Source organism: Bacillus sp. GS3m_15504, assembly GCF_055825275.1.
In genome coordinates this window covers 1,909,236-1,933,142 of sequence record NZ_JBVVNL010000001.1, presented here as the reverse complement: position 1 = coordinate 1,933,142, position 23,907 = coordinate 1,909,236, and the positions used below count along the sequence as shown (strand labels likewise).

Here is a 23,907-nt window from a genome sequence, read left to right as displayed (position 1 = left end):
TTAAATGCTATTCATTTCGATAACCAATCCAACACACTACTTTTTAAATTGTATTTATTCCAAAAAATAAATACTTCACTCTCTCCCAATGCTTGTACAATATATTCTACAAAAGCAGTTCCTAAAAAATAACCGAGTCGGTTGTATCCAAAATACTGCCCACCAGATAACCGAAACCACTCTTTCTCTTTTTCAAACGTCCATCCTTCTATATAATCTTCCAAAAAACGTTTCTTTATATGTTCTTCATTTTCTATATAGCATTGTAACCAACGTTCACCATCATTGTCATATGAGTAATATACTGATTCATTTAAACCTTTTATAATTTGCTTTGATAAGTATGTTGCAATGCCTTCACGATACAAATTAACTGTCGCATCGGCCCACTCGGCTTTCCCCCAGTCCATTCCATCATTTTGTAACATAACATTATGATATATATGTCCTATTTCGTGAGCAACAATAACACGAAGGTGATTTAAATCTGGAGATAATTTTTCTGCGGCAAAAAACATATCTCCAATAATCTCTCTTTCTACAAATGCATTTGATCCAAATCCTCCAACAAATAAATGAAATTTCATTTTTACATCAAAGTTAAATTTATTATGATATGCATTTGTTACCTCTTGGATAATGATTGGTAATGATTCTGCAATGATACGAATATCTTCTATTTTTGCGGGATATAGATTAATGGCATTAGAAAGACGTTCTTTCGTGTTAGGACAATGATACTTAAAGTATTCTTCAAATATTTCTGGATGCGAAGTGAAGTATTTTTTAAGCGCTACTAATTCTACTTCGTTACTTTCCCATAATTTTAAAAAATTTGGAATTGTATTGTTTATCATTTTTTCCATCTCCTTATACACTCCTTCTCGCTATTTACACTGCAATCCTTCCTTAAACGTAGAAAAAGCAACAAAGGAGGATGAACCTTCTTTGTTGCTTTTTCTATTTAATCAAACCATTTATCACCATTAGAAATCCATTTACCATTTTGCAAATCATAACATTCATTATAATAATGAAAAAAGCTGTCCAAAAAGGACAGCTTTACATATGTATTTTTACACTTCGATTGACTTACCATCTTCAACAATATGGTAAAGTAAGTGAGCTAAATGATGAATTGGACCATATTCTTCCTCTTCCTCATCCGTTTCGCCTTGGAATTCAAGATCATTTAAGTATAGTGCTAAAAATTGATAGTATAGTTTTAAATCAAATCCGTAGCACGCAGTTGGCTCTTCATGATCTCCTTCATATTGTAGCATTAAGTATTGATCATTTCCTTCTGCATCTTCTGCATCAAAGAATACGAAGAATCCAACATTTGTATCTAAATCAAATAGATGACGAGTGCCTTTTTCTGTCGCTTTATTGAAGTCCTCTTCACTTAATTTATGTACTGTTGTCGCTTTAGCATTATCTTCTTGATGAAAATTTACTGTAAATGTTTTCAATGCTGACACCTCCTGATTGTATAATACTAGCATAACATATAAAAAGGACTGCTTACAAATGTAAACAGTCCTTACATTCATTTTCGCATTGCTCGCAATAAGAAACTTACGATGAAGATTAAAATAATCGCACCAATTAAAGCTGGAATAATTGCATATCCGCCGATTACTGGGCCGAAACTACCAAGTAATTTCCCACCAATCCAAGAGCCAATAATACCAGCGATAATATTACCAATTACACCACCAGGTACATCCCTGCCAGTAATTAAGCTAGCAAGCCACCCTAATATACCACCAACGATTAAAGACCAAATCACATGATAACCTCCTTTATATTTCACCAATCAAAATATAATTAGAAACAATTGCTTACCATTAGTTATGCTACATTTTTCATAAGTTATTCATACAGCTCAACTATTAGATTATTTCAAAATAATGAACAACTAGTTTTTGGATTATTGGTGGAAACCCTTCATATTTCTCCTATTATGGGCAATCAGGATTCAATATTGTCCGCATAAACTCTTCTTTAAATGCAGGATAGTTAAAACCAACTGCAATTCTTTGTATTGGCCGATCATCAAACCTTGTCGGCTCAGCTATTTTTCTAAAGTCAGCCACACTTTGCCCTCTTGTTACGTCATTTGTCGTACTAATCCAAACTGCTGATTTTTTATATTCAAAAATATCATCATTTATAAACGAAATAAACGGAAGTAAATCATGAATCGGACTTCCAGCAATACCAGGGTATTCTTTTTTATAAAAGTTCTCATAATAAAAATCAATCATTGGTTTTATAAGTTTCGCCTGCCCTGTTCCTTCTTTATTAATAATATCCACCATTTCAGGAGTAATTAGGGCTTCTTGCGTTACATTTAATGGATAAATATGCGCATTCTTTGCATACTTCATTACAATATTTGCGGCGATTGGATCTCCATAAAAATTCGCTTCTGATACAGGAGTGACATTACCAGGAAATAAAAAAGCACCGCCCATAATATAATACGAACATACTTTATCCATGACATTTGGATATAATAAAAATAATGTTGCCAATGTTGTTAATCGTCCTGTTGCTACGATAATAATATCTTCTGGACAAGGTTCAATTAATTTAATTAATTCACAAAAATTTTCCCGTTTACAAATCCTCATATCAGGCGGAATAATTGGCCCTAAACCATGCTCCCCATGAATTTCAGGAAAGAATAAAGGTTCTTCAGCTGTCATCGGTCTTGCTGCACCCTCAATGATTTTTACTTCTGTAGCATAGTATCTTTCTAAAAAATACACATTTTCTGTTACGATTTCTCGCGATACATTCCCATATTCAGCAACAATACCTAAAATATCTAATTTACATGTTTTATTTGCATAAATTAACGCCACAGCATCATCAATACCAAAGTCTCCAAAAAAGATGATTTTCTTATTAACTATACTCACCCCTCTTCAGCATTATCTACTATTATTAGTATGTAAAAAAGACAAGGCTGTGAAACGGTGCAAACTAAAAAAGCCGCCTATTTATTGGCGACTTTAATCTTTTTATAAGATAAATATGCTAGTACATTTTTACTTGAATCATATTTTGGATTATTTCCTTTTCTTGGTTCTCTCGTATGTGTTTTTTCAAATCCAGGAATATCCGGCATTTTCTCCATAAATTCAAGCATTTCTTCTTCAGTTCCTTCAATACGTACGCGAATCATTATTACATTTCCTCAATTCTCATTTTCTCTGTTACTAAGTATAACGTACTTTGGAAAGACTGCAAGAAATTTATCTTTTTAATGTTAAACTTTTTTTACATACAAACAATGCCATTTCAGTATAAAACGATATGATTTTATTATTTTCATATTGAATGTTAAAGAATTCTTGCATTTCAACTGTTGTTTTCATCATACATTCTGTTAGCTTCACCCGCTTCTGCAAAGGTACATTCATCATATCGCACCACCAGTCAAAATCAAATTTCTTGTCAAAAGTAAGACATGACTGCATTTGCAAACCATTTTTCTCTAATAAGGTAATCCATTCTGTTTTTTTCAAAGCCCGTTCATGACTCGGATCTCGCTTTTTTTCTATAAAATTATAAAATATGTCAAATTCATTATTTTCCGGTGAAACATTATCTATTAAAATAAACAATCCATTATCTTCTAACGTACGATTTACTTCATAAATAAACTGAGCTGGATTCGTAAAGTGATGTGCTGCAATTCGGCACGTAATTGTATCAAAAGAACTATCAGAAAACGGTAAACTCTCAGCGTTTCCAGCAACAAAAGACACATTTTCATGGCCGTTACTTATAATAAATTTTTTTGCATTCTCTAACATTTTTTCTGTTAAGTCTAAAGCAACTACTTCTTTAAACAATGGCGCTAATACATTTGCAACATGTCCTCCGCCAGTAGCAATATCAAGAAGACGATTATTATGACGAGACTCAACTTGTTGAACTACATATTGTAAATCCGGTCCTTTAGCATGAATTTTACTTTTTACATACTTCTCCGCATTATTACCAAACTGTTGTTTCACAAGCTCTTCTTTACTCATTTTATCATCTTCTTTCTATTGTTATTTACATATAGAATTCATATAATAATTAAAGTTCTCTTTATGTATTTTCAAATCCTCTTTTCAGCTCACTTCTTATCATGCTGTCCTATCATCAACATAAAATCGATTTTCCGTTTACATATAAAACAAAAAGGCTACGGGAACTTGTCCCCTAACCTGACTAAATATCAATTACATTTTTACTTTTTCATATACATCTATATAATATAAATCCTCTTGCAACTTCATAATAATGTCTACTTCGTTATAAGTAGCCTCTCGAGCATGTAAACCAAATTGATCCATACCAATCCATATCCATCCAGGTGTATGATAGAGAACATCTATGTTAAAATACTCTAATTTAGTAAGCTCCGATTTAATAAATTTATCTTTATTAGCAATTTGTTTATCTATTAAACCATATTCTTTTCCATTTTCCAATAGCGATATAATTTTTCCTACAATCGGGTGTTCACGAACAATAAAGTGATATTCCTTTTCCTCCACATTCGCCACAATTAAACGAGAATCAGATAAATCAGCCTCTAAATTCGACATCTTTATTTATTCACCTCCTTTATGAGTTTCATAAACATAATAACAAATGAATATTCAAATAATATTAATATAATGTAAAAAATAAAAAAGCTGACTTCCCTTTAGAAATCAGCCTTTATAGTTTAATCATCTGTATACTTTTACAAACTATTATAATGTTTCTTTTTCCTCATCCTTTCCAGAAACTAAATTCCCAATAGCATCTGCTGTTACTTCCACCACAAATTCACAAATTCCTGCTACAACTTCTCCAATCACTTCATCCATTATTTTTACCCCCTTATTTTATGTAACTTATTTGTAGTATAGAAGAGATTGGTTATTTTTAACTATCGGAAAACGTGACAACAACATTACAGTTTTGTAAGCTTTTTAATTTGTTTCGCTTCTATACTTTGAAACTTCAAGTATGATTCACAAGCATATAGGCCATCATAATATTAGGTAAATTCCAATTCTGCTAGAGGAGGCGTGTAAAATATACTACGTAAAATTAGTTAAAGGTCAATCCTTCTATGCTTTTGATCATCGTTTCTTAATGTCTGAAGAAGAAGAGGTTTCCGAGAAAGTTTATAATTACTTACGTCGTAATGAATTTTTCGAAGTACGCAAAGAAGAATTTTCTGCTTAAAGTATGAAAAGCATCAAGAAATATACCTCCTAATCGTGGTTCTATTCTTGATGCTTTTATATTATAACTTTATATGTAACCCTATTCTCAATTTTATTTATATCTTCTTTTATACGTCCAATCTAATCCGTCATTACGTTCATATTTTTATATATGAGGAGGTGACGAACATAACTCATATCATTGATTACCAAGGTATTCAGCCAATAAATAAAACGGATGCAACGACTTTTACAATTCCCAACTCCCCAAACAAAGCAATTCTAGTAAATATTGAATTAAAAATTCCACTAAAATATTCACGCAATAATAGAATAGAATTAATTACCACAATTGGTTTTAAAAGTGTAACAAATAGATCACAATTATTTGTTAGAATTTTCCGTAACGACATTGATATTTTTAACACACAAGTAAGTATAGGCTCCACAGATTATAAACAATATTCAGTTGAAACATTTCAAACTATTGATAAAAATGTAAGCAGCGGTATTCACGAATATACTTTAACTGTGGAAAATCTAACAAGTGATGCAAGTGCAGATGTCATTGGTCCCCTCTCTTTTAGTGGGTTAGCAATTGGACAAGTTTATAATTCATATTAAGCAAATCTACTCAAATATTATGTTTGAGAAAAGTAAGACGTAGTATTACGTTCTTGCTTTTTTTATTTTTAATATACGTATCATTAAAAGCTTATTTCATTACATCACAAATTAAATTTTTGACAAATCAAAAAAATTGAAATCCACTCATGAAACACGTAATATAGACTCTGGCTCTAAAAAAGTTCGTTAAAAATAATACATAAAATAAGGAGGTTTTATATACGAGTTTTTCATTTTAAAAGACGGAGAGGTTTTATATTATGTGGCGTAATAAAAATGTTTGGATTGTTTTAATTGGGGAGTTTATTGCTGGTTTAGGGTTATGGCTTGGAATTCTTGGCAACCTGGAATTTATGCAAAAATATGTCCCTTCTGATTTCATGAAATCAGTTATATTGTTTATCGGACTATTAGCAGGTGTTCTAGTGGGACCTATGGCTGGTCGTATCATCGATCAATATGAAAAGAAAAAAGTCCTTCTTTATGCTGGTTTTGGTCGTGTTATTAGTGTTATTTTTATGTTTTTCGCTATCCAATTTGAAAGTATCGCCTTTATGATTGCATTTATGGTTGCACTTCAAATTTCAGCAGCATTTTATTTCCCTGCATTACAATCTGTAATTCCACTCATCGTACGTGAGCATGAGTTATTACAAATGAACGGTGTACATATGAATGTAGGTACAATCGCTCGTATTGCAGGTACTTCACTAGGTGGAATTCTTTTAGTTGTAATGAGTTTACAATATATGTACGCCTTCTCAATGGCAGCATATGCTTTATTATTCCTCTCAACTTTCTTCCTACAATTCGAAGATAAGAAATCAACAACACCAAGTAAACAAGCTGCAAAAGATAATAGCTTTATGGAAGTATTTCGTATTTTAAGAGGAATTCCGATTGCTTTCACAGCACTTATATTAAGTATTATCCCTCTATTATTTATAGCTGGATTTAATTTAATGGTAATTAATATTAGCGAAATGCAACATGATCCAACGATTAAAGGCTTTATATATACGATTGAAGGTATCGCATTTATGTTAGGCGCCTTCGTTATTAAACGTTTATCTGATCATTTCAAACCTGAAAAGTTACTATATTTCTTCGCTGTTTGTACCGCTTTTGCACATCTATCATTGTTCTTTAGCGATATAAAATGGATGTCTCTTACATCATTTGGATTGTTTGGTTTTAGTGTTGGTTGTTTCTTCCCTATTATGTCGACAATTTTCCAAACGAAAGTGGAAAAGAGCTATCACGGCCGACTCTTCTCATTCCGTAATATGTTTGAAAGAGTGATGTTCCAAATTGTCTTACTTGGCACAGGCTTCTTCTTAGATACGATTGGATTGCAATATATGGTTCTTATTTTCGGTGTTATTTCATTATTCATTATTTTCATATCGCTTTCTAAACAGAAACAGTATGAAAAACAACCATCGCAATCTGCGAATTTATAACATAAACAAAGAAGCATGGGTCCTATTAGATTAATCCATGCTTCTTTTTTATATAAAACTTTATTTATTACACTTATTGTAATTATTTAAAGGAGTACCCCTTTTCTCTTTCGAATACAGTATACTAACATGATATATAGGGGGTGCGCAATTGTCTGATGGCATGCAGTTATTTAGTATATTTATTTTTGTATTAGCTCTGCTTAGCATCATAAACTTTTTAGCTATTTCTTTATCTGGACATAACTTTAAAAAAAGAATTATCGCCGGTTTCATATTTTTACTGATAACTCCTATTGTCTTTTTGGCTACCGTAGCATTCGCTTCTATATTCGATAAAGCTGGATTTGGCGCAGGGGGCCTAGCCTTTATTGTTGCAATTGTATATATTTTAAATGGAATTGTGATCCTACTTTCCTCTTTATTTTTCCTCAAAAGAAACATCACATAGACTATTGTACTCGGCATGAATCTGACTTTACACTAGACTCATGCTTTTTTAATCCCCTCTAAATTTTTATATGAAATTAAATAATTCTTTATAAAAATTTAAACTTTATTTATTACAATATCCCTATCGTATTCGCACGTTTATTGAAAACGAAAAGAAAGGAGTACAAAATGAAAAAGGTTCTATTAATTATTCCGTTATTCATTATACTACTCAGTGGATGTAGCAATAATGATATATACGGTTCTTGGGAAGTCGTTGACAACAAAAACGGTCTTTGTCCTATATCGTATAAATTTGAAACAGTTGTAAAAGAAGAAAAGAAAGAAAAAATTACTCAATATTTAGTAGAAATGCAAACAACAAAGAAAAAAGAAGATTTATACAAAGGTTCATTTGTAAAGGATTCTAATGTATATCACATTGATTATGGTAACTCATTTACATCGGATCAAACTTTACAAGTTGTCGATGGCAAATTAAATGTATACTTTTATGCAGTGGAAAAATTATGTACATATAATAAGAAATAATTACTCTTCATTTAAAACGCAGAAAATATTTTCTGCGTTATTTTTATTTTACAAAACCTCCCCAAAAACATTTCCCTCTTTTAAATCTTTAAATTCAGATGTAGTATTATATAATAACAATATTTTAATGTGAGGTGCTTTTTTTGAGAAGTTTAAGTTCATTAATTGTGTCAACAATCTGTTCCATTCTCCTAATCCTATGGAATGCACATTCATTTTATGAAAAATTCACGACAGGGAATTCATACTATTGGCTTAGTGGTATATTAGGCCTCGTTTTCTTGTACTTTTTCATCCAAAATATGCGGGATATACTTAACAAAAACTACAAAACATCCTAAACCATCTAGATAGGTATAATAGACAGTTCAGTTTACCAGTACTTATTTACACCTCCCTTTCAAAAAAGACTAATCCTCTCTCTAAATTTGTCAATCGTTTTAATTTTCATAAAAAAATGATAAAATGTACTCATGTGTTTTCAGAATAATTAAAAACGCAGAAAGAAAACACTGTTTTTAGGAGGGGTTTTGATGACTTACACGTTAGCAACTAGAATGAAAGCATTCCAATCTTCTATATTTAGTGAATTAGGGGCCTATAAAAAAGAAAAAATTGCAGCAGGTCACAAAATGATTGATTTAAGTATCGGGAATCCTGATATGCCACCTGCGGATTTCGTAAGAGAAGAAATGGTACATACAGCAAATCAAAAAGAAAGCTATGGATACACATTAAGTGGCATTCAAGAATTTCACGAAGCTGTAACTGAATATTACAACAACACTCATAATGTTATATTAAATGCCGATAAAGAAGTTTTATTATTAATGGGTTCACAAGATGGACTCGTTCATTTACCTATGGTTTATGCGAATCCGGGAGATATTATATTAGTTCCTGATCCAGGATATACAGCTTATGAAACAGGAATTCAAATGGCTGGTGCAACATCTTACTACATGCCTTTAAAAAAAGAAAATGATTTCTTACCTAACTTAGAGCTAATTCCTGAAGAAATTGCAGATAAAGCGAAGATGATGATTTTAAACTTCCCAGGGAATCCGGTTCCAGCAATGGCTCATGAATATTTCTTTAAAGAAGTAATCGCATTTGCGAAAAAGCATAACATTATTGTTGTCCATGATTTTGCTTATGCTGAATTTTATTTTGATGGTAATAAACCAATTAGCTTCCTCTCTGTGCCTGGTGCTAAAGAAGTTGGCGTAGAAATTAACTCTTTGTCAAAAAGTTATAGTTTAGCAGGTAGCCGTATTGGTTATATGATTGGTAATGAAGAAATTGTCGGGGCACTTACACAATTTAAATCTAATACAGATTACGGAGTATTTTTACCAATTCAAAAAGCGGCATGTGCTGCACTAAGAAATGGTGCTGCTTTTTGTGAGAAAAACCGTGGTATTTATCAAGAACGTAGAGATACTTTAGTCGATGGGTTCCGAACATTTGGCTGGCATGTTGAAAAACCAGCTGGCAGTATGTTCGTCTGGGCCGAAATTCCGAAAGGCTGGACTTCTATAGACTTCGCTTATGCATTAATGGATCGTGCGAATGTCGTTGTCACACCAGGTCATGCATTCGGACCTCACGGAGAAGGGTTTGTACGCATTGCACTCGTTCAAGATAAAGTAGTGTTACAACAAGTTGTTGAAAACATTAGAAATAGTGGTATTTTCGCCCTTGAAAAAGTAGATGAATTAGTTAAAAATTAGTTCCCACTCCCCTGCTTAACTTTAGCAGGGGTATTATTCATTGGAGGTACTTTCATATGCATATTAAAGACACGCTTCCCCATCGTTATCCATTTTTAATGATTGATAAAGTAAAAAACGTAAAACAAGGTGAATCCGTTACAGGATATAAACTCATTACAAATAACGAATGGTTTATAAATGATAGTCAAAATCATATGCCTCATATGTTAATTGTAGAGGCACTTGCTCAGCTTAGTGCATTTGTACATACAAGTGACTCTGACGGACTAGGCTTCCTTTCCTCGTTAGATGGGGTTACGTTCCATGAAAAAGCATATCCCGGTGATAAACTTGATTTACATTATGAGTTAACTCGCAATCGCCGAGGTTTTGTTCTTGGTAAAGGTACCGCAACTGTTAATAATCAACCGATTGTAACGATAGAAAAGCTATTAATATATCAAGCAGAATAGAGACCTTTTTATTCACTAGGGTATCTATCTCCTACCAATTCGTTTCATCAACATGAACAGAGTAAATAAATTACTTAGTTAGGAGCAGGCAAATGGAAAGTACGATCGGTATCGATGCTGGAGGAACATTAACAAAAATTGCTTATTTAAACGAAAAAAAGAAATTAACTTTTGAAAAATTTTATTCAAATGAACAAGATAAAATAATAGATTGGCTTAAGAAGCAAACCAGTATAAAACAAATATGTATTACTGGTGGTAAAGCGAAACAATTACAGCAACTACTTTCAGACTCATATAAAATAGTAGAACTAAACGAATTTGAAGCTACTCTTGTAGGTGTCCGATACATATTAAAAGAAGAAAAATATGATATAAACAACTTTGTTTTAACAAATATCGGTACAGGTACCTCCATTCATTACATTTATAATGACCGATATATTCGCGCTGGTGGAACCGGTGTTGGCGGAGGTACTATTATGGGACTTTCAAAATTATTAACAAATATAGATCATTTTGAAGATGTGATTCCTTTAACAAAAGTGGGTTCTAGAAAAGATTTAGATATTACAGTTGGAGATATTTATGGTGGGATTCTCTCCCCTATTGATAATAGTTTAACTGCAAGCAATTTTGGTAAAGCCGCTACTATAGAATCAAATTATAATAACTCAGATATACTTGCTACTGTACAAGGACTTGTCGGTGAAGTCGTTACTGCATTAAGCCTTCAATTCGCCGAAACAAAAAACATTGGCCATATTATTTATATTGGTTCGACTCTATGTAATAACATACATCTTCAAAATATTATTAGTAGTTACACAAAATACCAAAATAAAACACCCATCTTTTTACGAGATGGTGGTAATAGCGGTGCGATTGGTGCTTTACTTTATGCTACGAATAAAAAAAGCTGACTTTTGTCAGCTTTTTTGCAACGGTACTTCAAATTCAATAATTGATTCCCCCTTTTCTCCAATTCGCTCTACACTAATTCTATCAATTACACATTGTAACTTTTCAGGGAAACTATGAATATCCTTGGCTACTTCAGCAGCTAACTCCGCACTTTCTTTTCTCCCGACTGTTACATGCGGTATGTATGGAATATCTTCTTTCAAAAATTGTCTTAAAGGTTCTGTATACAGCATATCATGTAGTTTGGCTATTTGTTCTTTCCCTCTCTCAACTTCTAAAAACAAATAGTTTCCTACACTAGTAATACGATTTGCAAATTCAATTTCAATTTTCCCTATCCCTCTTGATAAATTCAAAATATGAGATTTTAATTCACCATTTGAAATATTACTCTTAAATGGAAATATAATTGTTATATGCGGTGGAATTAATTCAAATAAAGGATCATGTTTTTGTCTAATGTTCTCTATTTTATCGATGGACATATTATTTAGAAAAACTAAAATTGTACGCATTTTTATCCCCTCTACTTTCCCTTATTTTAATATGTATCATATTCTATAACAATCTTGCACTTCAACAAATTATTTTACTTACCTATAAAAATAAAAAACTTCTCAAATGAGAAGTTTTCATATAGTATGATTACTATTTTCCCGCCAAACCTTCCTAAACTTTATATAACAAGCAATTCTCCACGGAATGATATACGATACCGCAACTACGTAAAATAATAAACCAACCGTTTGTTGATCTAAATCCACAATAAATTTTCTTGAGCCATACCTTAAAACGACAAGTGCAATAAAAGTAATTAAAAAAGCTACATTTTTTTTCGTATAAATATTCCCATCATCTCTTCGTTCATAATTTGTTAATACTATAAGCGGCACAGCAAAAAGTACACCAATGAATACCGCTATAATTACTTGTAATATAGCTGGATGTACGGGACCAAAAAACCATAAAACACCTGGTGTTAAAAATAATAATGGCCACAAAATACGTTTTCCCGATCCCTTTATTGGCTTATACATAGAACGATAACGACGCCAAAATATTAGTAGTGCAATGCATAAAAAGACAGTTATTAATGAAGAAGTATCTTCCATTTACTCTTCCTTCTCTCTAAAATAATCTAACACTCTATTAAACCGTTCGTTCAAATGATACTTTGCGTATAAATATACTACTAGTTATGATATAAAAGGTAGTTAATCCAATTGAAATAACAGTAAAATATGGAATATCTACTAAAGATCCATCACTTGTAAATAATAAACCGGTTACCCCTGCTTCTCCATAAAGCACACTAATCGTTGATAAGAATAGTGTTCCACCAATCATAAGACCAATCCACTGAAATCGTTGTTTAAAAACCACTACCAATTGGAAGAAACATGCTGTTGTAACATAAAATAAAAAGTGCAAAATAAATTCTTGTACCAATTGCTCTCCAAAACTAACATTTACTAAATTATATTTTATTTCTTGCATAAGCATTACATGAAGAAACGCAAACATTGCGGATTGCAATACGATATAACAAATGGCTCCGATAAAATATTGGATTCTCGTTACACCGAATGAAACTGCTAAACGAAATAGCTCATCTTGTATGATGAAAACACTCCCTACTATAAATAACATAATTGCTATTGAAGGATTATTTATAATTTCGGGTAAATAACCAATGTTCGTTCCATTTAAATGAACAGCAGTTAAAGACCCTTTTATTAATAAAGCGACAATCCAAAATATTAAAATTGCTTTATAATGAAAATTAATATGTAACTTTAACTGCTTCATTAACATCGTCATTTCACTTCACCACCAGTTATATGAATAAATAATTTTTGCAATGTAATTCTATCAATTGCTAAACCTTCTTTTTCAAGAGAGTAATAATCTTCATTAGAAAGTTCTTCCCATATAACAGCAATTCCCTTATTTCCATAAACTTCTCGATTTAATACTTTTTTATTGATCAAGAACTCGTCCACTTTATCCTTTTGCCCTGAAATAATCTGAACTTGTTGTAATAAATCTTCCACCAATGATTGAATAACTAATCTTCCTTCTTTTATGATAATTACATCTTCAATCACATGGGTTACTTCTTCTACTAAATGTGTTGATAATATAATTGTTCGTGGATACTCAGCGTAATCTTCTAGTAGTAAACTATAAAATAACTCTCGATGTGCTGCGTCTAAACCTGTAGTCGGTTCATCAAAAATTGTTATTGGCGCCCTACTTGCTAACCCTTGAATAATGCCGACGACTGTTTGCATGCCGTGTGATAATTTATGATATTTCACTGTCATATTAAGCTGAAATTTATTAGCGAGTTCTTCAGCATACTTTCCATCCCAGTTTTTATAAAACATGCTGCACATCTTAAAAATTTCTTTTACTTTAAAACTTAAATGAGCTTCTTCTTTTACTCTAACAAAACAAATATTTTGCATCGCTTTACTATTCTCAAAAACATGTTCGCCAAATATTGATACGCTTCCACTACTTGAAGTAATTTGACCTGCAAGTAAATTTAATAGTGTCGTTTTTCCTGCTCCATTTCTCCCAAGCAAACCATATATTTTATGCTCTTCCAATGAAATCGTAACTTCATTTACAGCTACTTTCTTTTTATATTTTTTCGTTATCTTTTTCGTTTCAAGTGCAATCATCCCTCTTTCCCCTCCTTCGTAATTTTTTGAATCATATCCATCAATTCATCTTTTGATATTTCTAGCACTTTTGCTTCTTCCCACACTTTCGGTAAATATTCGGTCATAAAAGTGTTTTGTCTTTTTTTTAGTACGACTTCTTTCGCTCCCTTTGCAACAAACATCCCGATCCCTCTCTTTTTATATAAAATCCCTTCATCCACTAATACGTTTACCCCTTTAGCTGCAGTAGCTGGATTTATGTGTAACATCTTCGCAAATTGATTTGTTGATGGAACTTGTTCTTCTTCAAGTAATATGTCTTTTAAAATATCTGATTCAATCGTTTCTGCAATTTGCAAGTATATTAATTTATTTTGCTCCAGAGTAGGTTTCATAATTTCACCACCTTAGGTTCATAGGTTCATTACTTATGTAATTAACCATATCACATAAAAATGTATATTTCCATAAATTTCTTTTATAAAAAAAGAGAGTCATTCGTTTAAGAATAACTCTCTTTCTAAAATTTTGAAGTTTCAACTCTAATTTTTAAATTCTTTTCATTTATACCATTTTGACAAAAATTAAATTGTTGTCCCTTTATAGACTTTGTACGATCTACAACTTGCCCTAAATGATAACTTGTGTGCTCCACTAAATGTAATAAACTATGAAGGTCAATATGTCTTTTTTCTCCACATGCTTGTATATATGTTTTTCCCCATTCATCAAATACTTCTTCAACGTACTGTAGCAAAAGTTCAGTACGTTGTCGCTTTACTGGAAAATACTCCTCAATTCCCTTTTCAAAGACTATATTTGGATTTTTATAACGACTAGTATTTCTCTGTATATGTTCACAAATATGTAGTATAATTCCACCAATTGAATTCACAGAATCCCCTTGTTTCCATAAATCTTCTTCACTAACGAAGCTAATTGCCTGTATTAACTTAGGTAAATAATGATCTTGCATTCGATGATAAGTAATTTTATATACTAACTCCACCTATTTTCCTCCCATCATTTCAACTGCTGTACTGGATACTTTACAAATAAAGCATTCCTAAACTCTTTATCATTCATAAGCATTCTAATTTCTTCGTTATTTTCGTTAAGAAACTTTACCACTTCCTTTTTATCCCATATATCATTTTCTTTTGGGAATTTATCAAACTTTTCATACAGGATTGATAGTATTTCTTCTCTTTTTATCGTGAAATTTTTATTTTCTACTTGAAACTCGTAACTTTTCGCATTTGGTACTAAAATCGCTAAATAAATAGCGTTAAAGAGAAAATTCTTCTTCATCGTATCCTTACTATCAAGCCAATACGTCTCAACCATTTCTTCTGTAAGGGTTCCATTCCCTTTTGCACCATAGTTCACCTTTATGCTTTCATTCTCTAAACTTATACTTTGAAATGTTTCACCACCGGGTAAATGATTAACAATTGCAACTACATCTGAATTATTACCAACGTATGTCCCCGCATATTTCTTAAAATTATCAGGTTCAACATCAGATATTTCTTTTATTCTTTCTCCGTTTGAGCAAGCAGTAATAAATAAAAAAATTGTTAGCATAACAATTACATTACAATGCATATACTTCATTTAGCATCCCCCATTTTTATCGCTATTTCGTTAATTACAATATGTCTCGTCAAATTCCTTTAAAACATACGCATTTTAATCAAAATTAAAAATTTTCAATTTTTATGTTTACAATTATCCATTAATTGTATATACTTACTAACGTAAGAAAAATATTCTAAAAGGAGGTCGAAGGAAATGATGAAATTACAATTACATGCTTTAACTTTAGCGTTAACTGCACCTGTGTTTTCTGGACAATTAAATATGAATTCGACCACCCTAATGGAGAATTGAAAATCGCACTTTATTTCTATTAATTCATAAATTCGCCACAGGAGGTCGTATACTTTCCTGTGGCTTTTTCACGCCTAGCCATAGGAGAACTATATCTTCCTGTGGCTTTTTTGTGCGATTTTTTAGTCTCTTACATTATTTTTTAAAGAAAGGAGCAACATTCGATGACTATTAGCGTATTGTTTTTAAGTATTACGATTCAAAGAAATACAATTTCCAAAGATGAAATTTTTCATAATGAGCAAATTGAAAAAGCTATGAATGATGTTAAGGAGCGCCAAGCACTTTATTGTGATCACATGTAATTCCTTTTCGAAAGGAGGAATTCATTTATGACTTTTCATATTTTTTTTTTTACGACTGTACTTCAGAAAAATACTTTAACTGAAGCTGAAATCAATCGTAAACAACAATTAAAACAACTGACTGATAAAATGACTGACATTAAAAGTTCATACTATACGCAAATGTATTAAAAATATATTTTAAAGGGGCAATACCTTCATGAAATTTAAAGCATTCTTTTTAACTATCACCATTCAAAAACGTAAACTTTCTCAAAGTGAGATTTTACGTGAACAACACATTCAAACTATTATGGATGAAGTAAAAGAGCGTCAAGCCTCTTATTACACACGTCTTTTCTAAATTAATTATAAAGGAGCAATGCCTTCATGAAATTTAAAGCATTCTTTTTAACTATCACCATTCAAAAACGTAAGCTTTCTCAGAATGAGATTTTACGTGAGCAACACATTCAAACTATTATGGACGAAGTAAAAGAGCATCAAGCTTCTTATTACAGCCGTCTTTTCTAATAAACTTATAAAGGGGTTTTATCTAATGAAATTTAAAGTATTCTTTTTAACGATCACGATTCAAAAAACTAAGTTCTCGGACAGTGAGATATTGCATGACCATCAAATTAATAAAGCTATGGAAGATGTGAAAGAACGTCAAAGTCACTACTGTAGCCACCTATAATTCCTTTCGAAAGGAGGAATGTAACATGAAGTTTCACCTTTTCTCTTTAATAATTACAATCCAGAAAAAAAGCCTTTCTGAAGCTGAATTAAAACAAGAACAACAATACAAAAAGATTATGGACGAAATTCGAGATCGTAGAACCAAATACTACTCTCACCTATAATTCTTTAACAATATAAAACTTGAAAGGAGTCGATTATGATGTTGATAGCACGTTGTAAGGAAATGATTTGGATAGTTCAGAGGGATTCCACATAGCTTTATCGGGTCTATATCATACAACTTTACCGTTATATTTGATATGTAATAAATATATAATAAAATTGTATTCGTACACTTTTCAACATTGATTAATAAAGAAAAGATACACCACTTAAAAAGCGGTGTATCTTTCTAAACATATACTATTTTCGATTACTTCGTTTCGTCTTAAACAGTCTCACTAAGTTCGATACAACTGTTTTCGTTACTGCATAAACTGGTACCGCCAAAATCATTCCGATAATTCCCGCAAAGTTACCTACCCCTAAAATTAAAATAATAATTGTTAACGGATGGATATTTAATTTTGAACTCATAATACGCGGTGAAATGATGTTACTTTCAAACTGTTGTACAATTGTTACGATAATAATTACGTATAACGCTTGCATCGGAGATACGAACAGACCTACGATAACAGCTGGTGCTGCACCGATAAATGGACCTAAGTTAGGAATGATATTAGTAAATGCTGCTATAATTCCTAAAACAAAAGCGTACGGTAAATCGATAATGAAATAACCGATAAAAGTAAAAGCACCTACAAATATACAAACGAGTGCTTGTCCTTGAATATAAGCAGACAATGTTTCGTTCGTTTCCTTAATGATGCGAAGTCCTTCTTCACGGTAAGACTCCGGTAATAGGCTTACTGCTTTACCTGGGAAGGCATGTCCATCTTTAAACATGTAAAACAATATGAACGGTACTGTAAATATGACTAACGCAACGTTCGTGATAATACCAAATAAAGCCGTTGCACTCGACGTAAGTGTGTTTGGTATATCCTTTAAGTATTCAATTGCATTTTTTTCAATTGTTTCAATGGAAACATAGTTTTGTGTAGATAACCATTCAAACAATCTATGATGGGATAAATCTTGTATGTATACTTTTCCCTCTTTTATATAACCTGGCATATTTTTTACTAAATCCATTAGCTGTTGGGAGATCGTTGGAACTACTACTCCAACTCCAACCGCAGTTAATGTTATGATAAAAAGATATAACAGTAAAATCGCTAAATTTCTAGGTACTTTTTTATCCTCCAAAAAGACTAACACCGGATTAAATATGAAGTATAAAAAAAGCGCGATTAAGATTGGGAAAAACAACGTTGATATGAAGATACCAATCGGTTGAAATAGAAACGATATTTTTGTGCAAATAAATATGATCGCTACAACCATTAGCACTTCTAATGTCCAAAAGTGCACTTTCGATTTCAAAAAACGTCCTCCTTTAAACTAGCACTTCTCTTTATTGTACCAAAATAAGCAATAATTTCACATAATATTTTCCTTTACAATATTCCAAAATACCAATAAATACACTACAATGAGATTACATACAAATTTGCAGGTAAAGGTGATAAAAATGACACAATGCATCATTTGCAGAAAAGATACGAAAGAACTTAGTGAACAATATGTCATCCCAGAAATATTATGTGGATATTATTTCACAAACTCCATTTGTGATACTTGTCATGAACAAATGACAACAAATATTGATCGCCCCTTAATTCGGCATAAATTAAGTCAATTTAAGATTGAGCAAATGAAAAAACAGATTGACTCCCCCCTCTATACAAATGAGCATGGTGAGGAACTTGCGGCCGCTGAGACAGATATTGTTGAAGTAAGCGATGAAATACTTTATTCCAATGCATTAATTATGAAACTATGTAAAAAGCACGATATTTCACTACATAATGAAATTTGGAAAGAAGAACGTGTAACGAAAGTAGCTAGCTCTATTCAACGTGAATTACTTTTAGATAACCGTAAGTATAAAATGAGTGTATTAAAAATGGCTTATACTTTCGCTGTACAAGCAGTCGATGGCTATTTTGAAGATCCAGATGCGATCGATATCTCTAACATTCTATCAAATGCCGACTTCATAGAATTAAAAGAAAAGAGCATTGTTCGCGATTTAAGCAAAAGTTCATTATGGAATACATTAAATACAAATAGCGAAAACCATTACTTTATTTTATTAAGTGATAAAGATGGCCTGTTCTGTTTCATTCGTCTATTTGATATTTTTGACGTTGTCGTTCATTTATCAGAAAAAAGATATGAACTTCCATCACCAATTGTCGGAGTAAATAATGTAAATGAACAAAAATTTTATGTCCAAACTTTAAAACAGTATATGGACGGGCTCTTTAAAGAAAAAGCACCTTCTATTTAACCGCAAAACAGAACATACGGTCTCCTTTCTTGATGAAAAGACACTGTGTTATAATAAGTATGAAAAGAACAATACAATCACATAAACCAATTATAAATTGTATATAAATAAAAAAGACTAGTGTGCGGCTACACACTAGTCCACGTAACTTAGCAGATTGGATTGTTCATTTATCCTATTTGTTTCTTACAAACAAAACAACCCACATTCTATTGGCATAGGTGGGTTGTTATTTTTTGAGCTTGTCTATTAAAACGACGACGAACGTTAACAATGCAACGAGAAACAGTCCACCTTGCAGTAACAACGCTATTTCACTCACTTATTATCACCCCCCTCCTACTTGGAGAAGTGATAATTGAACAACCAACCGTACCTTAAGTTACTATTTAATTTTACCATATTTTCTAATAGTTTACGATGAAAACCCGCAAGTGATTTACTTGCGAGTTTTTTTATTTCTCACTATTTTTTTAATGCATATGCATCAGCTATCATTTCACCAACAATTTTATTTTCTTGTTTCTTATCTTCTTTCAATAAAGGAAATAACAGTTCGGCCACTTCATATGCCTCTTCTAAATGCGGATATCCAGATAAAACAAATGTATCAATTCCCAACGCTTCATATTCTTTTATTCTCTCTGCTACTGTATGCGGATCTCCAACAAGCGCAGTACCCGCACCACCTCTTACAAGCCCGATGCCAGCCCATAAGTTAGGACTTATCTCTAGCGACTCCCTTGTTCCTTTATTTAAATGTGTCATTCGTTTTTGTCCCACTGAATCATATCTCGCAAATGTTTTTTGAGCAAGCTCAATTGTTTCATTATCTACATATTGAATTAAACGTTCTGCCTCTTCCCATGCCTCTTCTTCTGTTTCTCTTACAATTACGTGTAACCTGATACCAAATCGTACTGAACGCCCCTTCTCTTCTGCCAGCTTTCTTACTTCCTCTATTTTCTCCTTCACTTGCTCTGGCGGCTCTCCCCACGTTAAATATACATCACTATGTTCAGCCGCAACTTCCTTTCCAGCATCGGATGATCCTCCGAAATATATAGGAGGATATGGCGTTTGAACTGGCGGGAACACAACTTTACTATCTGTAACTTTCATATGTTTCCCTTCTAATGAAATGGTTTCACCTTGCAATGTCGATTTCCAAACCTTTAAAAACTCATCAGCTGCTTCATATCTTTCATCATGTTCAAGATATAATCCATCTCCTTGTAATTCAACTGGATCTCCTCCAGCGACTACATTAATCAGTAGTCTCCCGTCTGAAATTCTATCAAATGTAGATGCCATCCTTGCTGCAACTGTCGGTGACATTAGTCCCGGTCTAACTGCTACTAAAAATTTTAGCTTTTCTGTCTCAGCTGCAAGAGCTGACGCTAACACCCATGGATCTTCACAACCTTGACCAGTTGGAAGTAACACGCCTGTATATCCTAAATAATCAGCTGCCTGTGCGACTTGTTTATAATAACCATACTCAGCTGCTCTTCCTCTCTTTGTTGTACCTAAATATCTACCATCTCCATAAGCCGGAATAAACCATAATAATTCCATTTTTTTGCACACCCCTTTATTATTTTGAAACGTATATTAAAGCACTCTATATAAATTACCCCTAATAATTTATATATTAATTCCCTGTCTCCCCTTTAAAACCATCTCGCCATCTTAAGAATTTCACTTCTAGTAAACGTACGAGTGAATCCGAAAACTTCCCAACGAATGCAAAGATGATAATACCGACAAATACGATATCTGTATTTGAAAATTGCCTTGCATCCATTATCATATAGCCAATACCTTCTGTAGATCCCATAAGTTCTGCTACTACTAAACTCACCCATGCAACTCCTAATGATAATCTTGCTCCTAGTAATAGGTTCGGTAATGTGGCAGGTAAAATTAATTTTGTAATTAATTTTCTTTTACTAAACTCTAAAACTCTCGCAACATCAAATAACTTTGAATCTACACCACGTATTCCTAGAAACGCGTTTACGTATAAAGGAAAAAATGCACCGTCCGCAATTAATAACACTTTTGATGTTTCTCCAAAACCGAACCATAATACGAAAAGCGGTGCAACAGCTAAGTGGGGCACAGTTCTTAACATTTGTACTGACGGATCTAAATATTGCTCACTTCTCGTTGAAAATCCAACAATTGTTCCTAAAATAATTCCTAAACTCCCGCCAATAAAGAAACCAGCCGCAGCCCTGAATACACTAATACTTAAATGACCGAATAACTCTCCTGTTTTTATAAGTTCTTGAAAAGCTACAAATATATCTAGCGACGTTGGTAAAACTGTTTTAGAAACTAGACCGAATACGCCAGCCAATTGCCAAATTATTAATATAATAATCGGTATAGTAATTGCCCTTATCAAAAATTTGATATTCGTCTTCTGTACTTTCTTTACATTGTTTTTCTCAATCGTTATACTCGCCCTTTTAATAACCGCTTTCGTATTCTCCAATTTATAAAACCTCTTTTCAATTCGCCTTTAACGCTTTTTCTACGAAAGAATTATCTACAACTTTATCTGTCTTAATTTCTTTCTTTATAGAACCGAGCTTATATTGAAAATCTGCTGTCTGTTGCTGTTCTGCAACTATTTCTTTCGTTACCGGAACTAAGATGGGTTTGTCGTGATTAAACACTTCTTTTACAATCTCTGCATCTATTTTCTTTGCAGAAGTGTATATTTTTATTGCTTCATCCAAGTTTTCATCTTGCCATACACGTGCTTTTTCATATACTTTAAGGAATTTCTCAACTAATTCTGGATGCTCTTTCGCAAATTTTGTTCTCGCAATTAAAAACTCTGGAGAAGATACATTTAATCGTTCACCATCTGTAATCACCTTCGCTCCTTTATTTACCGTATGTAACGATATGAAAGGATCCCAAATTGCCCACGCATCTACTGACCCTGATTCAAATGCTGGCTGCGCTTCATCTGGTTGTAGTTGAATAACATTTACATCTTTCGCATTGATACCTTCTTTATCAAGCGCTCGATACAATAAATTAAAAGCACTACTTCCTTTTGCCACCGCAATTTTTTTACCTTTTAATTCTTTGATACTCGTAATCTTACTATCCTTTTGTACAAGAATCCCTGTTCCTTTTCTCGCATAGCTTGTATTTGCAATTTCAGTAAATCCAATACCTGCTGCTTGCGCTGAAATAACCGGGGAGTTCCCCACTTCACCAAAGTCTAATCGATTTGATGCAATTGCTTCAAAATAAGGAGGACCACTTTGAAACTCTGTCCATTTCACTTTAACTCCTTCCTTTTTGAATTCTTCTTCAAACCAGCCCTTTTTCTGTGCCAGTAAGAGCGGACTTAATCCTTGCTGAATACCAATTTGCACTGTTACATCTTCTTTCTTACTACTTGCTGTGCTTTTTTCACATCCGAATAAAAATAAAGATATAGCTAAAGTAAAAGAAAGTACTTTAAATTTCTTATACATAAATACTCACCCTTTCCCTATATACTTGTTTGAATCAATCCTCCATGCTCAAACTGCTGTAATACTTTCGTTCGAAGCTGTTGGAATGATTGAGAAGTTTTATTTCGCGGGTAAGACAAATTATTTTCAATTACTTTATGTATTTCTCCTGGCTTTGCACTCATGATGACAATTCGGTTTGAAAGATATATCGCTTCATCTATATCGTGTGTAACAAATATCATTGTCGTTTTCTTTTGCTCCCAAATATTCAGCAATACTTCTTGCAAATGACTTCGCGTAAACGCATCCAGTGCTCCAAAAGGTTCATCGAGTAATAATACACTTGGGTCTCTTAATAAAGCTCTTGCAATCGCAACGCGTTGTGACATTCCACCTGATATTTCTTTCGGATATGATTTTTCAAAACCATCTAACCGAACAATTTCAACCCATTCCTTTACCTTATCCTTCACATACTTATCTTTTAATGACAAATCAGCTGCAATGTTTTCTTCAACTGTTAACCACGGAAACAGACGATGCTCTTGAAATATAAATCCTTGCTTCTTACTCGGTTTTGTTATGCGCTCCCCATCAATAATGATTTCACCTTCAAAATCGTTGTCTAAACCAGCAACAATTTTTAATAATGTACTTTTCCCGCAACCACTCGGACCAATTACTGTAACAAAATCCCCTTTTTCTAATTGAAAATTAATATTCTCTAATACTTGAACAGTACCAGTTTGCTTCGAAAAATATTTTGATACCTCATTAATTGAAACAGTCACTTCTTCCCCTCCTTGAAATGATTCATCTAAATGAATAGATTCAGTATTTATGTAATAAAAAAACCAAAGGCATTTTATCAATAGATAAAATGCCTTTGGTTTCTCCAATCAGCAATACGTTATAGAATTAACTACATATTATACAAATATTTCCGATAAGTCAACTAGGTTTTATTAAAACATACAAACGATTTGTTTAAAC

At 32.5% G+C, this 23,907-nt stretch carries 35 protein-coding genes; 15 read left to right on the top strand and 20 right to left on the bottom strand.

All coding sequences use genetic code 11. The annotated features are described in order from the left end of the window. Positions 1 to 11: 11 nt before the first annotated feature. From AC0L0O_RS10105 to AC0L0O_RS10075, 7 genes are all read right to left on the bottom strand, one after another. Positions 12 to 857 (bottom strand): gluzincin family metallopeptidase, encoded by an 846-nt coding sequence (locus AC0L0O_RS10105; RefSeq protein ID WP_000609523.1) that lies wholly within the window; start codon positions 855 to 857, stop codon positions 12 to 14. A 219-nt stretch (positions 858 to 1,076) separates the two neighbouring features. Then, positions 1,077 to 1,472, bottom strand: coding sequence for a hypothetical protein (locus AC0L0O_RS10100; RefSeq protein WP_000847587.1), 396 nt, complete (start codon positions 1,470 to 1,472; stop codon positions 1,077 to 1,079). A 77-nt stretch (positions 1,473 to 1,549) separates the two neighbouring features. Continuing rightward, positions 1,550 to 1,792 carry a GlsB/YeaQ/YmgE family stress response membrane protein gene (locus AC0L0O_RS10095; RefSeq protein WP_000638307.1) on the bottom strand — a complete coding sequence of 81 codons (243 nt, stop codon included), beginning with the start codon at positions 1,790 to 1,792 and terminating at the stop codon, positions 1,550 to 1,552. 172 nt (positions 1,793 to 1,964) lie between these two features. Beyond that, entirely contained in the window at positions 1,965 to 2,930 is a 966-nt protein-coding gene (locus AC0L0O_RS10090) for a nucleoside hydrolase (RefSeq protein WP_000029501.1), read from the bottom strand. A gap of 77 nt (positions 2,931 to 3,007) precedes the next feature. Beyond that, positions 3,008 to 3,196, bottom strand: coding sequence for a DUF3970 family protein (locus tag AC0L0O_RS10085; RefSeq protein ID WP_000621883.1), 189 nt, complete (start codon positions 3,194 to 3,196; stop codon positions 3,008 to 3,010). Between the two features lie 70 nt (positions 3,197 to 3,266). Further along, the gene (locus AC0L0O_RS10080; RefSeq protein WP_000031327.1) at positions 3,267 to 4,052 is read right to left on the bottom strand and encodes a class I SAM-dependent methyltransferase; all 786 of its coding nucleotides are present in this window, start codon (positions 4,050 to 4,052) and stop codon (positions 3,267 to 3,269) included. A gap of 195 nt (positions 4,053 to 4,247) precedes the next feature. Beyond that, positions 4,248 to 4,616, bottom strand: a complete 369-nt coding sequence (locus tag AC0L0O_RS10075) for a hypothetical protein (protein WP_000067098.1) — start codon at positions 4,614 to 4,616, stop codon at positions 4,248 to 4,250. A gap of 478 nt (positions 4,617 to 5,094) precedes the next feature. Between AC0L0O_RS10075 and AC0L0O_RS10070 the strand changes: the two genes are divergently transcribed. The 8 genes from AC0L0O_RS10070 to coaW all read left to right on the top strand — a co-directional run bounded on the left by AC0L0O_RS10070 (position 5,095) and on the right by coaW (position 11,413). Next, positions 5,095 to 5,247, top strand: coding sequence for a YqbF domain-containing protein (locus tag AC0L0O_RS10070; RefSeq protein ID WP_071735967.1), 153 nt, complete (start codon positions 5,095 to 5,097; stop codon positions 5,245 to 5,247). 161 nt (positions 5,248 to 5,408) lie between these two features. Then, positions 5,409 to 5,852, top strand: a complete 444-nt coding sequence (locus tag AC0L0O_RS10065) for a hypothetical protein (protein ID WP_000182017.1) — start codon at positions 5,409 to 5,411, stop codon at positions 5,850 to 5,852. A gap of 263 nt (positions 5,853 to 6,115) precedes the next feature. Next, positions 6,116 to 7,318: an MFS transporter gene (locus AC0L0O_RS10060; protein WP_000269250.1), complete on the top strand. Its 1,203-nt coding sequence runs from the start codon at positions 6,116 to 6,118 to the stop codon at positions 7,316 to 7,318. Between the two features lie 151 nt (positions 7,319 to 7,469). Continuing rightward, positions 7,470 to 7,769, top strand: a complete 300-nt coding sequence (locus tag AC0L0O_RS10055) for a hypothetical protein (protein WP_001279512.1) — start codon at positions 7,470 to 7,472, stop codon at positions 7,767 to 7,769. Between the two features lie 170 nt (positions 7,770 to 7,939). Beyond that, a complete protein-coding gene (locus tag AC0L0O_RS10050) occupies positions 7,940 to 8,302 on the top strand; it encodes a hypothetical protein (protein WP_000756866.1) in 363 nt (120 codons plus the stop codon). Positions 8,303 to 8,835: 533 nt separating this feature from the next. After that, complete coding sequence (locus AC0L0O_RS10045) at positions 8,836 to 10,035, top strand: LL-diaminopimelate aminotransferase (RefSeq protein ID WP_000222676.1); 1,200 nt, start codon at positions 8,836 to 8,838, stop codon at positions 10,033 to 10,035. 56 nt (positions 10,036 to 10,091) lie between these two features. Next, positions 10,092 to 10,490, top strand: coding sequence for a 3-hydroxyacyl-ACP dehydratase FabZ family protein (locus AC0L0O_RS10040; protein ID WP_000547639.1), 399 nt, complete (start codon positions 10,092 to 10,094; stop codon positions 10,488 to 10,490). A gap of 92 nt (positions 10,491 to 10,582) precedes the next feature. After that, positions 10,583 to 11,413, top strand: coding sequence for a type II pantothenate kinase (gene coaW / locus AC0L0O_RS10035; protein WP_000446248.1), 831 nt, complete (start codon positions 10,583 to 10,585; stop codon positions 11,411 to 11,413). 6 nt (positions 11,414 to 11,419) lie between these two features. Here the strand turns inward: coaW and AC0L0O_RS10030 are convergent, their stop codons facing one another. The 7 genes from AC0L0O_RS10030 to AC0L0O_RS10000 all read right to left on the bottom strand — a co-directional run bounded on the left by AC0L0O_RS10030 (position 11,420) and on the right by AC0L0O_RS10000 (position 15,703). Further along, on the bottom strand, positions 11,420 to 11,929 hold the full coding sequence (locus tag AC0L0O_RS10030; RefSeq protein ID WP_001259224.1) for a 2'-5' RNA ligase family protein: 510 nt from the start codon (positions 11,927 to 11,929) through the stop codon (positions 11,420 to 11,422). Between the two features lie 117 nt (positions 11,930 to 12,046). Further along, positions 12,047 to 12,526, bottom strand: coding sequence for a CcdC family protein (locus AC0L0O_RS10025; protein ID WP_000390281.1), 480 nt, complete (start codon positions 12,524 to 12,526; stop codon positions 12,047 to 12,049). Positions 12,527 to 12,563: 37 nt separating this feature from the next. After that, positions 12,564 to 13,235, bottom strand: coding sequence for a DUF4052 family protein (locus AC0L0O_RS10020; RefSeq protein ID WP_000178197.1), 672 nt, complete (start codon positions 13,233 to 13,235; stop codon positions 12,564 to 12,566). After that, the gene (locus AC0L0O_RS10015; RefSeq protein WP_000560935.1) at positions 13,232 to 14,104 is read right to left on the bottom strand and encodes an ABC transporter ATP-binding protein; all 873 of its coding nucleotides are present in this window, start codon (positions 14,102 to 14,104) and stop codon (positions 13,232 to 13,234) included. The genes AC0L0O_RS10020 and AC0L0O_RS10015 overlap by 4 nt, the downstream gene beginning before the upstream one ends. Beyond that, positions 14,101 to 14,481 (bottom strand): GntR family transcriptional regulator, encoded by a 381-nt coding sequence (locus AC0L0O_RS10010; RefSeq protein WP_000805188.1) that lies wholly within the window; start codon positions 14,479 to 14,481, stop codon positions 14,101 to 14,103. Before AC0L0O_RS10010 ends, AC0L0O_RS10015 begins: the two co-directional genes overlap by 4 nt. Before the next feature lie 125 nt (positions 14,482 to 14,606). Continuing rightward, complete coding sequence (locus AC0L0O_RS10005) at positions 14,607 to 15,095, bottom strand: DinB family protein (RefSeq protein WP_000424650.1); 489 nt, start codon at positions 15,093 to 15,095, stop codon at positions 14,607 to 14,609. Between the two features lie 14 nt (positions 15,096 to 15,109). Then, positions 15,110 to 15,703, bottom strand: coding sequence for a DUF4825 domain-containing protein (locus tag AC0L0O_RS10000; protein ID WP_000876524.1), 594 nt, complete (start codon positions 15,701 to 15,703; stop codon positions 15,110 to 15,112). Between the two features lie 440 nt (positions 15,704 to 16,143). Here AC0L0O_RS10000 and AC0L0O_RS09995 point away from each other — a divergent pair, with 440 nt between their 5' ends. From AC0L0O_RS09995 to AC0L0O_RS09970, 6 genes are read left to right on the top strand one after another with little or no spacing between them, the layout of a single operon-like run. Beyond that, positions 16,144 to 16,284 carry a YrzI family small protein gene (locus AC0L0O_RS09995; RefSeq protein WP_000156190.1) on the top strand — a complete coding sequence of 47 codons (141 nt, stop codon included), beginning with the start codon at positions 16,144 to 16,146 and terminating at the stop codon, positions 16,282 to 16,284. Positions 16,285 to 16,311: 27 nt separating this feature from the next. Continuing rightward, positions 16,312 to 16,455 carry a YrzI family small protein gene (locus AC0L0O_RS09990; RefSeq protein WP_000142735.1) on the top strand — a complete coding sequence of 48 codons (144 nt, stop codon included), beginning with the start codon at positions 16,312 to 16,314 and terminating at the stop codon, positions 16,453 to 16,455. 28 nt (positions 16,456 to 16,483) lie between these two features. Further along, positions 16,484 to 16,627: a YrzI family small protein gene (locus AC0L0O_RS09985; protein ID WP_000668984.1), complete on the top strand. Its 144-nt coding sequence runs from the start codon at positions 16,484 to 16,486 to the stop codon at positions 16,625 to 16,627. 26 nt (positions 16,628 to 16,653) lie between these two features. Continuing rightward, positions 16,654 to 16,797 carry a YrzI family small protein gene (locus tag AC0L0O_RS09980; RefSeq protein ID WP_000668975.1) on the top strand — a complete coding sequence of 48 codons (144 nt, stop codon included), beginning with the start codon at positions 16,654 to 16,656 and terminating at the stop codon, positions 16,795 to 16,797. Positions 16,798 to 16,822: 25 nt separating this feature from the next. Next, positions 16,823 to 16,963 carry a YrzI family small protein gene (locus AC0L0O_RS09975; RefSeq protein WP_000669812.1) on the top strand — a complete coding sequence of 47 codons (141 nt, stop codon included), beginning with the start codon at positions 16,823 to 16,825 and terminating at the stop codon, positions 16,961 to 16,963. Between the two features lie 25 nt (positions 16,964 to 16,988). After that, the gene (locus AC0L0O_RS09970; RefSeq protein ID WP_000668508.1) at positions 16,989 to 17,129 is read left to right on the top strand and encodes a YrzI family small protein; all 141 of its coding nucleotides are present in this window, start codon (positions 16,989 to 16,991) and stop codon (positions 17,127 to 17,129) included. Between the two features lie 241 nt (positions 17,130 to 17,370). Here the strand turns inward: AC0L0O_RS09970 and AC0L0O_RS09965 are convergent, their stop codons facing one another. After that, complete coding sequence (locus tag AC0L0O_RS09965) at positions 17,371 to 18,456, bottom strand: AI-2E family transporter (protein WP_000837886.1); 1,086 nt, start codon at positions 18,454 to 18,456, stop codon at positions 17,371 to 17,373. Between the two features lie 148 nt (positions 18,457 to 18,604). Between AC0L0O_RS09965 and AC0L0O_RS09960 the strand changes: the two genes are divergently transcribed. Continuing rightward, complete coding sequence (locus AC0L0O_RS09960; protein ID WP_000189687.1) at positions 18,605 to 19,426, top strand: HNH endonuclease; 822 nt, start codon at positions 18,605 to 18,607, stop codon at positions 19,424 to 19,426. 229 nt (positions 19,427 to 19,655) lie between these two features. On the opposite strand, the gene AC0L0O_RS09955 is transcribed toward AC0L0O_RS09960, so the two are convergent. From AC0L0O_RS09955 to AC0L0O_RS09935, 5 genes are all read right to left on the bottom strand, one after another. Continuing rightward, positions 19,656 to 19,748 carry a putative holin-like toxin gene (locus tag AC0L0O_RS09955; RefSeq protein ID WP_001289320.1) on the bottom strand — a complete coding sequence of 31 codons (93 nt, stop codon included), beginning with the start codon at positions 19,746 to 19,748 and terminating at the stop codon, positions 19,656 to 19,658. A 143-nt stretch (positions 19,749 to 19,891) separates the two neighbouring features. Then, on the bottom strand, positions 19,892 to 21,004 hold the full coding sequence (gene ssuD, locus AC0L0O_RS09950; protein ID WP_000422284.1) for an FMNH2-dependent alkanesulfonate monooxygenase: 1,113 nt from the start codon (positions 21,002 to 21,004) through the stop codon (positions 19,892 to 19,894). 76 nt (positions 21,005 to 21,080) lie between these two features. Further along, entirely contained in the window at positions 21,081 to 21,929 is an 849-nt protein-coding gene (locus tag AC0L0O_RS09945) for an ABC transporter permease (protein WP_473785747.1), read from the bottom strand. A 16-nt stretch (positions 21,930 to 21,945) separates the two neighbouring features. Beyond that, entirely contained in the window at positions 21,946 to 22,932 is a 987-nt protein-coding gene (locus tag AC0L0O_RS09940) for an aliphatic sulfonate ABC transporter substrate-binding protein (RefSeq protein ID WP_000276941.1), read from the bottom strand. Between the two features lie 17 nt (positions 22,933 to 22,949). Continuing rightward, a complete protein-coding gene (locus AC0L0O_RS09935; RefSeq protein ID WP_000218627.1) occupies positions 22,950 to 23,705 on the bottom strand; it encodes an ABC transporter ATP-binding protein in 756 nt (251 codons plus the stop codon). Between the last annotated feature and the right edge of the window lie 202 nt (positions 23,706 to 23,907).

Excerpts from the sequence above, each read along its gene's own strand:
- AC0L0O_RS10105 (WP_000609523.1), bottom strand. The coding sequence starts at position 857 with ATGATAAACAATACAATTCCAAATTTTTTAAAATTATGGGAAAGTAAC.
- AC0L0O_RS10085 (WP_000621883.1), bottom strand. The coding sequence starts at position 3,196 with ATGATTCGCGTACGTATTGAAGGAACTGAAGAAGAAATGCTTGAATTT.
- AC0L0O_RS10080 (WP_000031327.1), bottom strand. The coding sequence starts at position 4,052 with ATGAGTAAAGAAGAGCTTGTGAAACAACAGTTTGGTAATAATGCGGAG.
- AC0L0O_RS10075 (WP_000067098.1), bottom strand. The coding sequence starts at position 4,616 with ATGTCGAATTTAGAGGCTGATTTATCTGATTCTCGTTTAATTGTGGCG.
- AC0L0O_RS10060 (WP_000269250.1), top strand. The coding sequence starts at position 6,116 with ATGTGGCGTAATAAAAATGTTTGGATTGTTTTAATTGGGGAGTTTATT.
- AC0L0O_RS10050 (WP_000756866.1), top strand. The coding sequence starts at position 7,940 with ATGAAAAAGGTTCTATTAATTATTCCGTTATTCATTATACTACTCAGT.
- AC0L0O_RS10045 (WP_000222676.1), top strand. The coding sequence starts at position 8,836 with ATGACTTACACGTTAGCAACTAGAATGAAAGCATTCCAATCTTCTATA.
- AC0L0O_RS10040 (WP_000547639.1), top strand. The coding sequence starts at position 10,092 with ATGCATATTAAAGACACGCTTCCCCATCGTTATCCATTTTTAATGATT.
- coaW (WP_000446248.1), top strand. The coding sequence starts at position 10,583 with ATGGAAAGTACGATCGGTATCGATGCTGGAGGAACATTAACAAAAATT.
- AC0L0O_RS10030 (WP_001259224.1), bottom strand. The coding sequence starts at position 11,929 with ATGCGTACAATTTTAGTTTTTCTAAATAATATGTCCATCGATAAAATA.
- AC0L0O_RS10025 (WP_000390281.1), bottom strand. The coding sequence starts at position 12,526 with ATGGAAGATACTTCTTCATTAATAACTGTCTTTTTATGCATTGCACTA.
- AC0L0O_RS10020 (WP_000178197.1), bottom strand. The coding sequence starts at position 13,235 with ATGACGATGTTAATGAAGCAGTTAAAGTTACATATTAATTTTCATTAT.
- AC0L0O_RS10015 (WP_000560935.1), bottom strand. The coding sequence starts at position 14,104 with ATGATTGCACTTGAAACGAAAAAGATAACGAAAAAATATAAAAAGAAA.
- AC0L0O_RS10010 (WP_000805188.1), bottom strand. The coding sequence starts at position 14,481 with ATGAAACCTACTCTGGAGCAAAATAAATTAATATACTTGCAAATTGCA.
- AC0L0O_RS10000 (WP_000876524.1), bottom strand. The coding sequence starts at position 15,703 with ATGAAGTATATGCATTGTAATGTAATTGTTATGCTAACAATTTTTTTA.
- AC0L0O_RS09995 (WP_000156190.1), top strand. The coding sequence starts at position 16,144 with ATGACTATTAGCGTATTGTTTTTAAGTATTACGATTCAAAGAAATACA.
- AC0L0O_RS09990 (WP_000142735.1), top strand. The coding sequence starts at position 16,312 with ATGACTTTTCATATTTTTTTTTTTACGACTGTACTTCAGAAAAATACT.
- AC0L0O_RS09985 (WP_000668984.1), top strand. The coding sequence starts at position 16,484 with ATGAAATTTAAAGCATTCTTTTTAACTATCACCATTCAAAAACGTAAA.
- AC0L0O_RS09980 (WP_000668975.1), top strand. The coding sequence starts at position 16,654 with ATGAAATTTAAAGCATTCTTTTTAACTATCACCATTCAAAAACGTAAG.
- AC0L0O_RS09975 (WP_000669812.1), top strand. The coding sequence starts at position 16,823 with ATGAAATTTAAAGTATTCTTTTTAACGATCACGATTCAAAAAACTAAG.
- AC0L0O_RS09970 (WP_000668508.1), top strand. The coding sequence starts at position 16,989 with ATGAAGTTTCACCTTTTCTCTTTAATAATTACAATCCAGAAAAAAAGC.
- AC0L0O_RS09960 (WP_000189687.1), top strand. The coding sequence starts at position 18,605 with ATGACACAATGCATCATTTGCAGAAAAGATACGAAAGAACTTAGTGAA.
- ssuD (WP_000422284.1), bottom strand. The coding sequence starts at position 21,004 with ATGGAATTATTATGGTTTATTCCGGCTTATGGAGATGGTAGATATTTA.
- AC0L0O_RS09940 (WP_000276941.1), bottom strand. The coding sequence starts at position 22,932 with ATGTATAAGAAATTTAAAGTACTTTCTTTTACTTTAGCTATATCTTTA.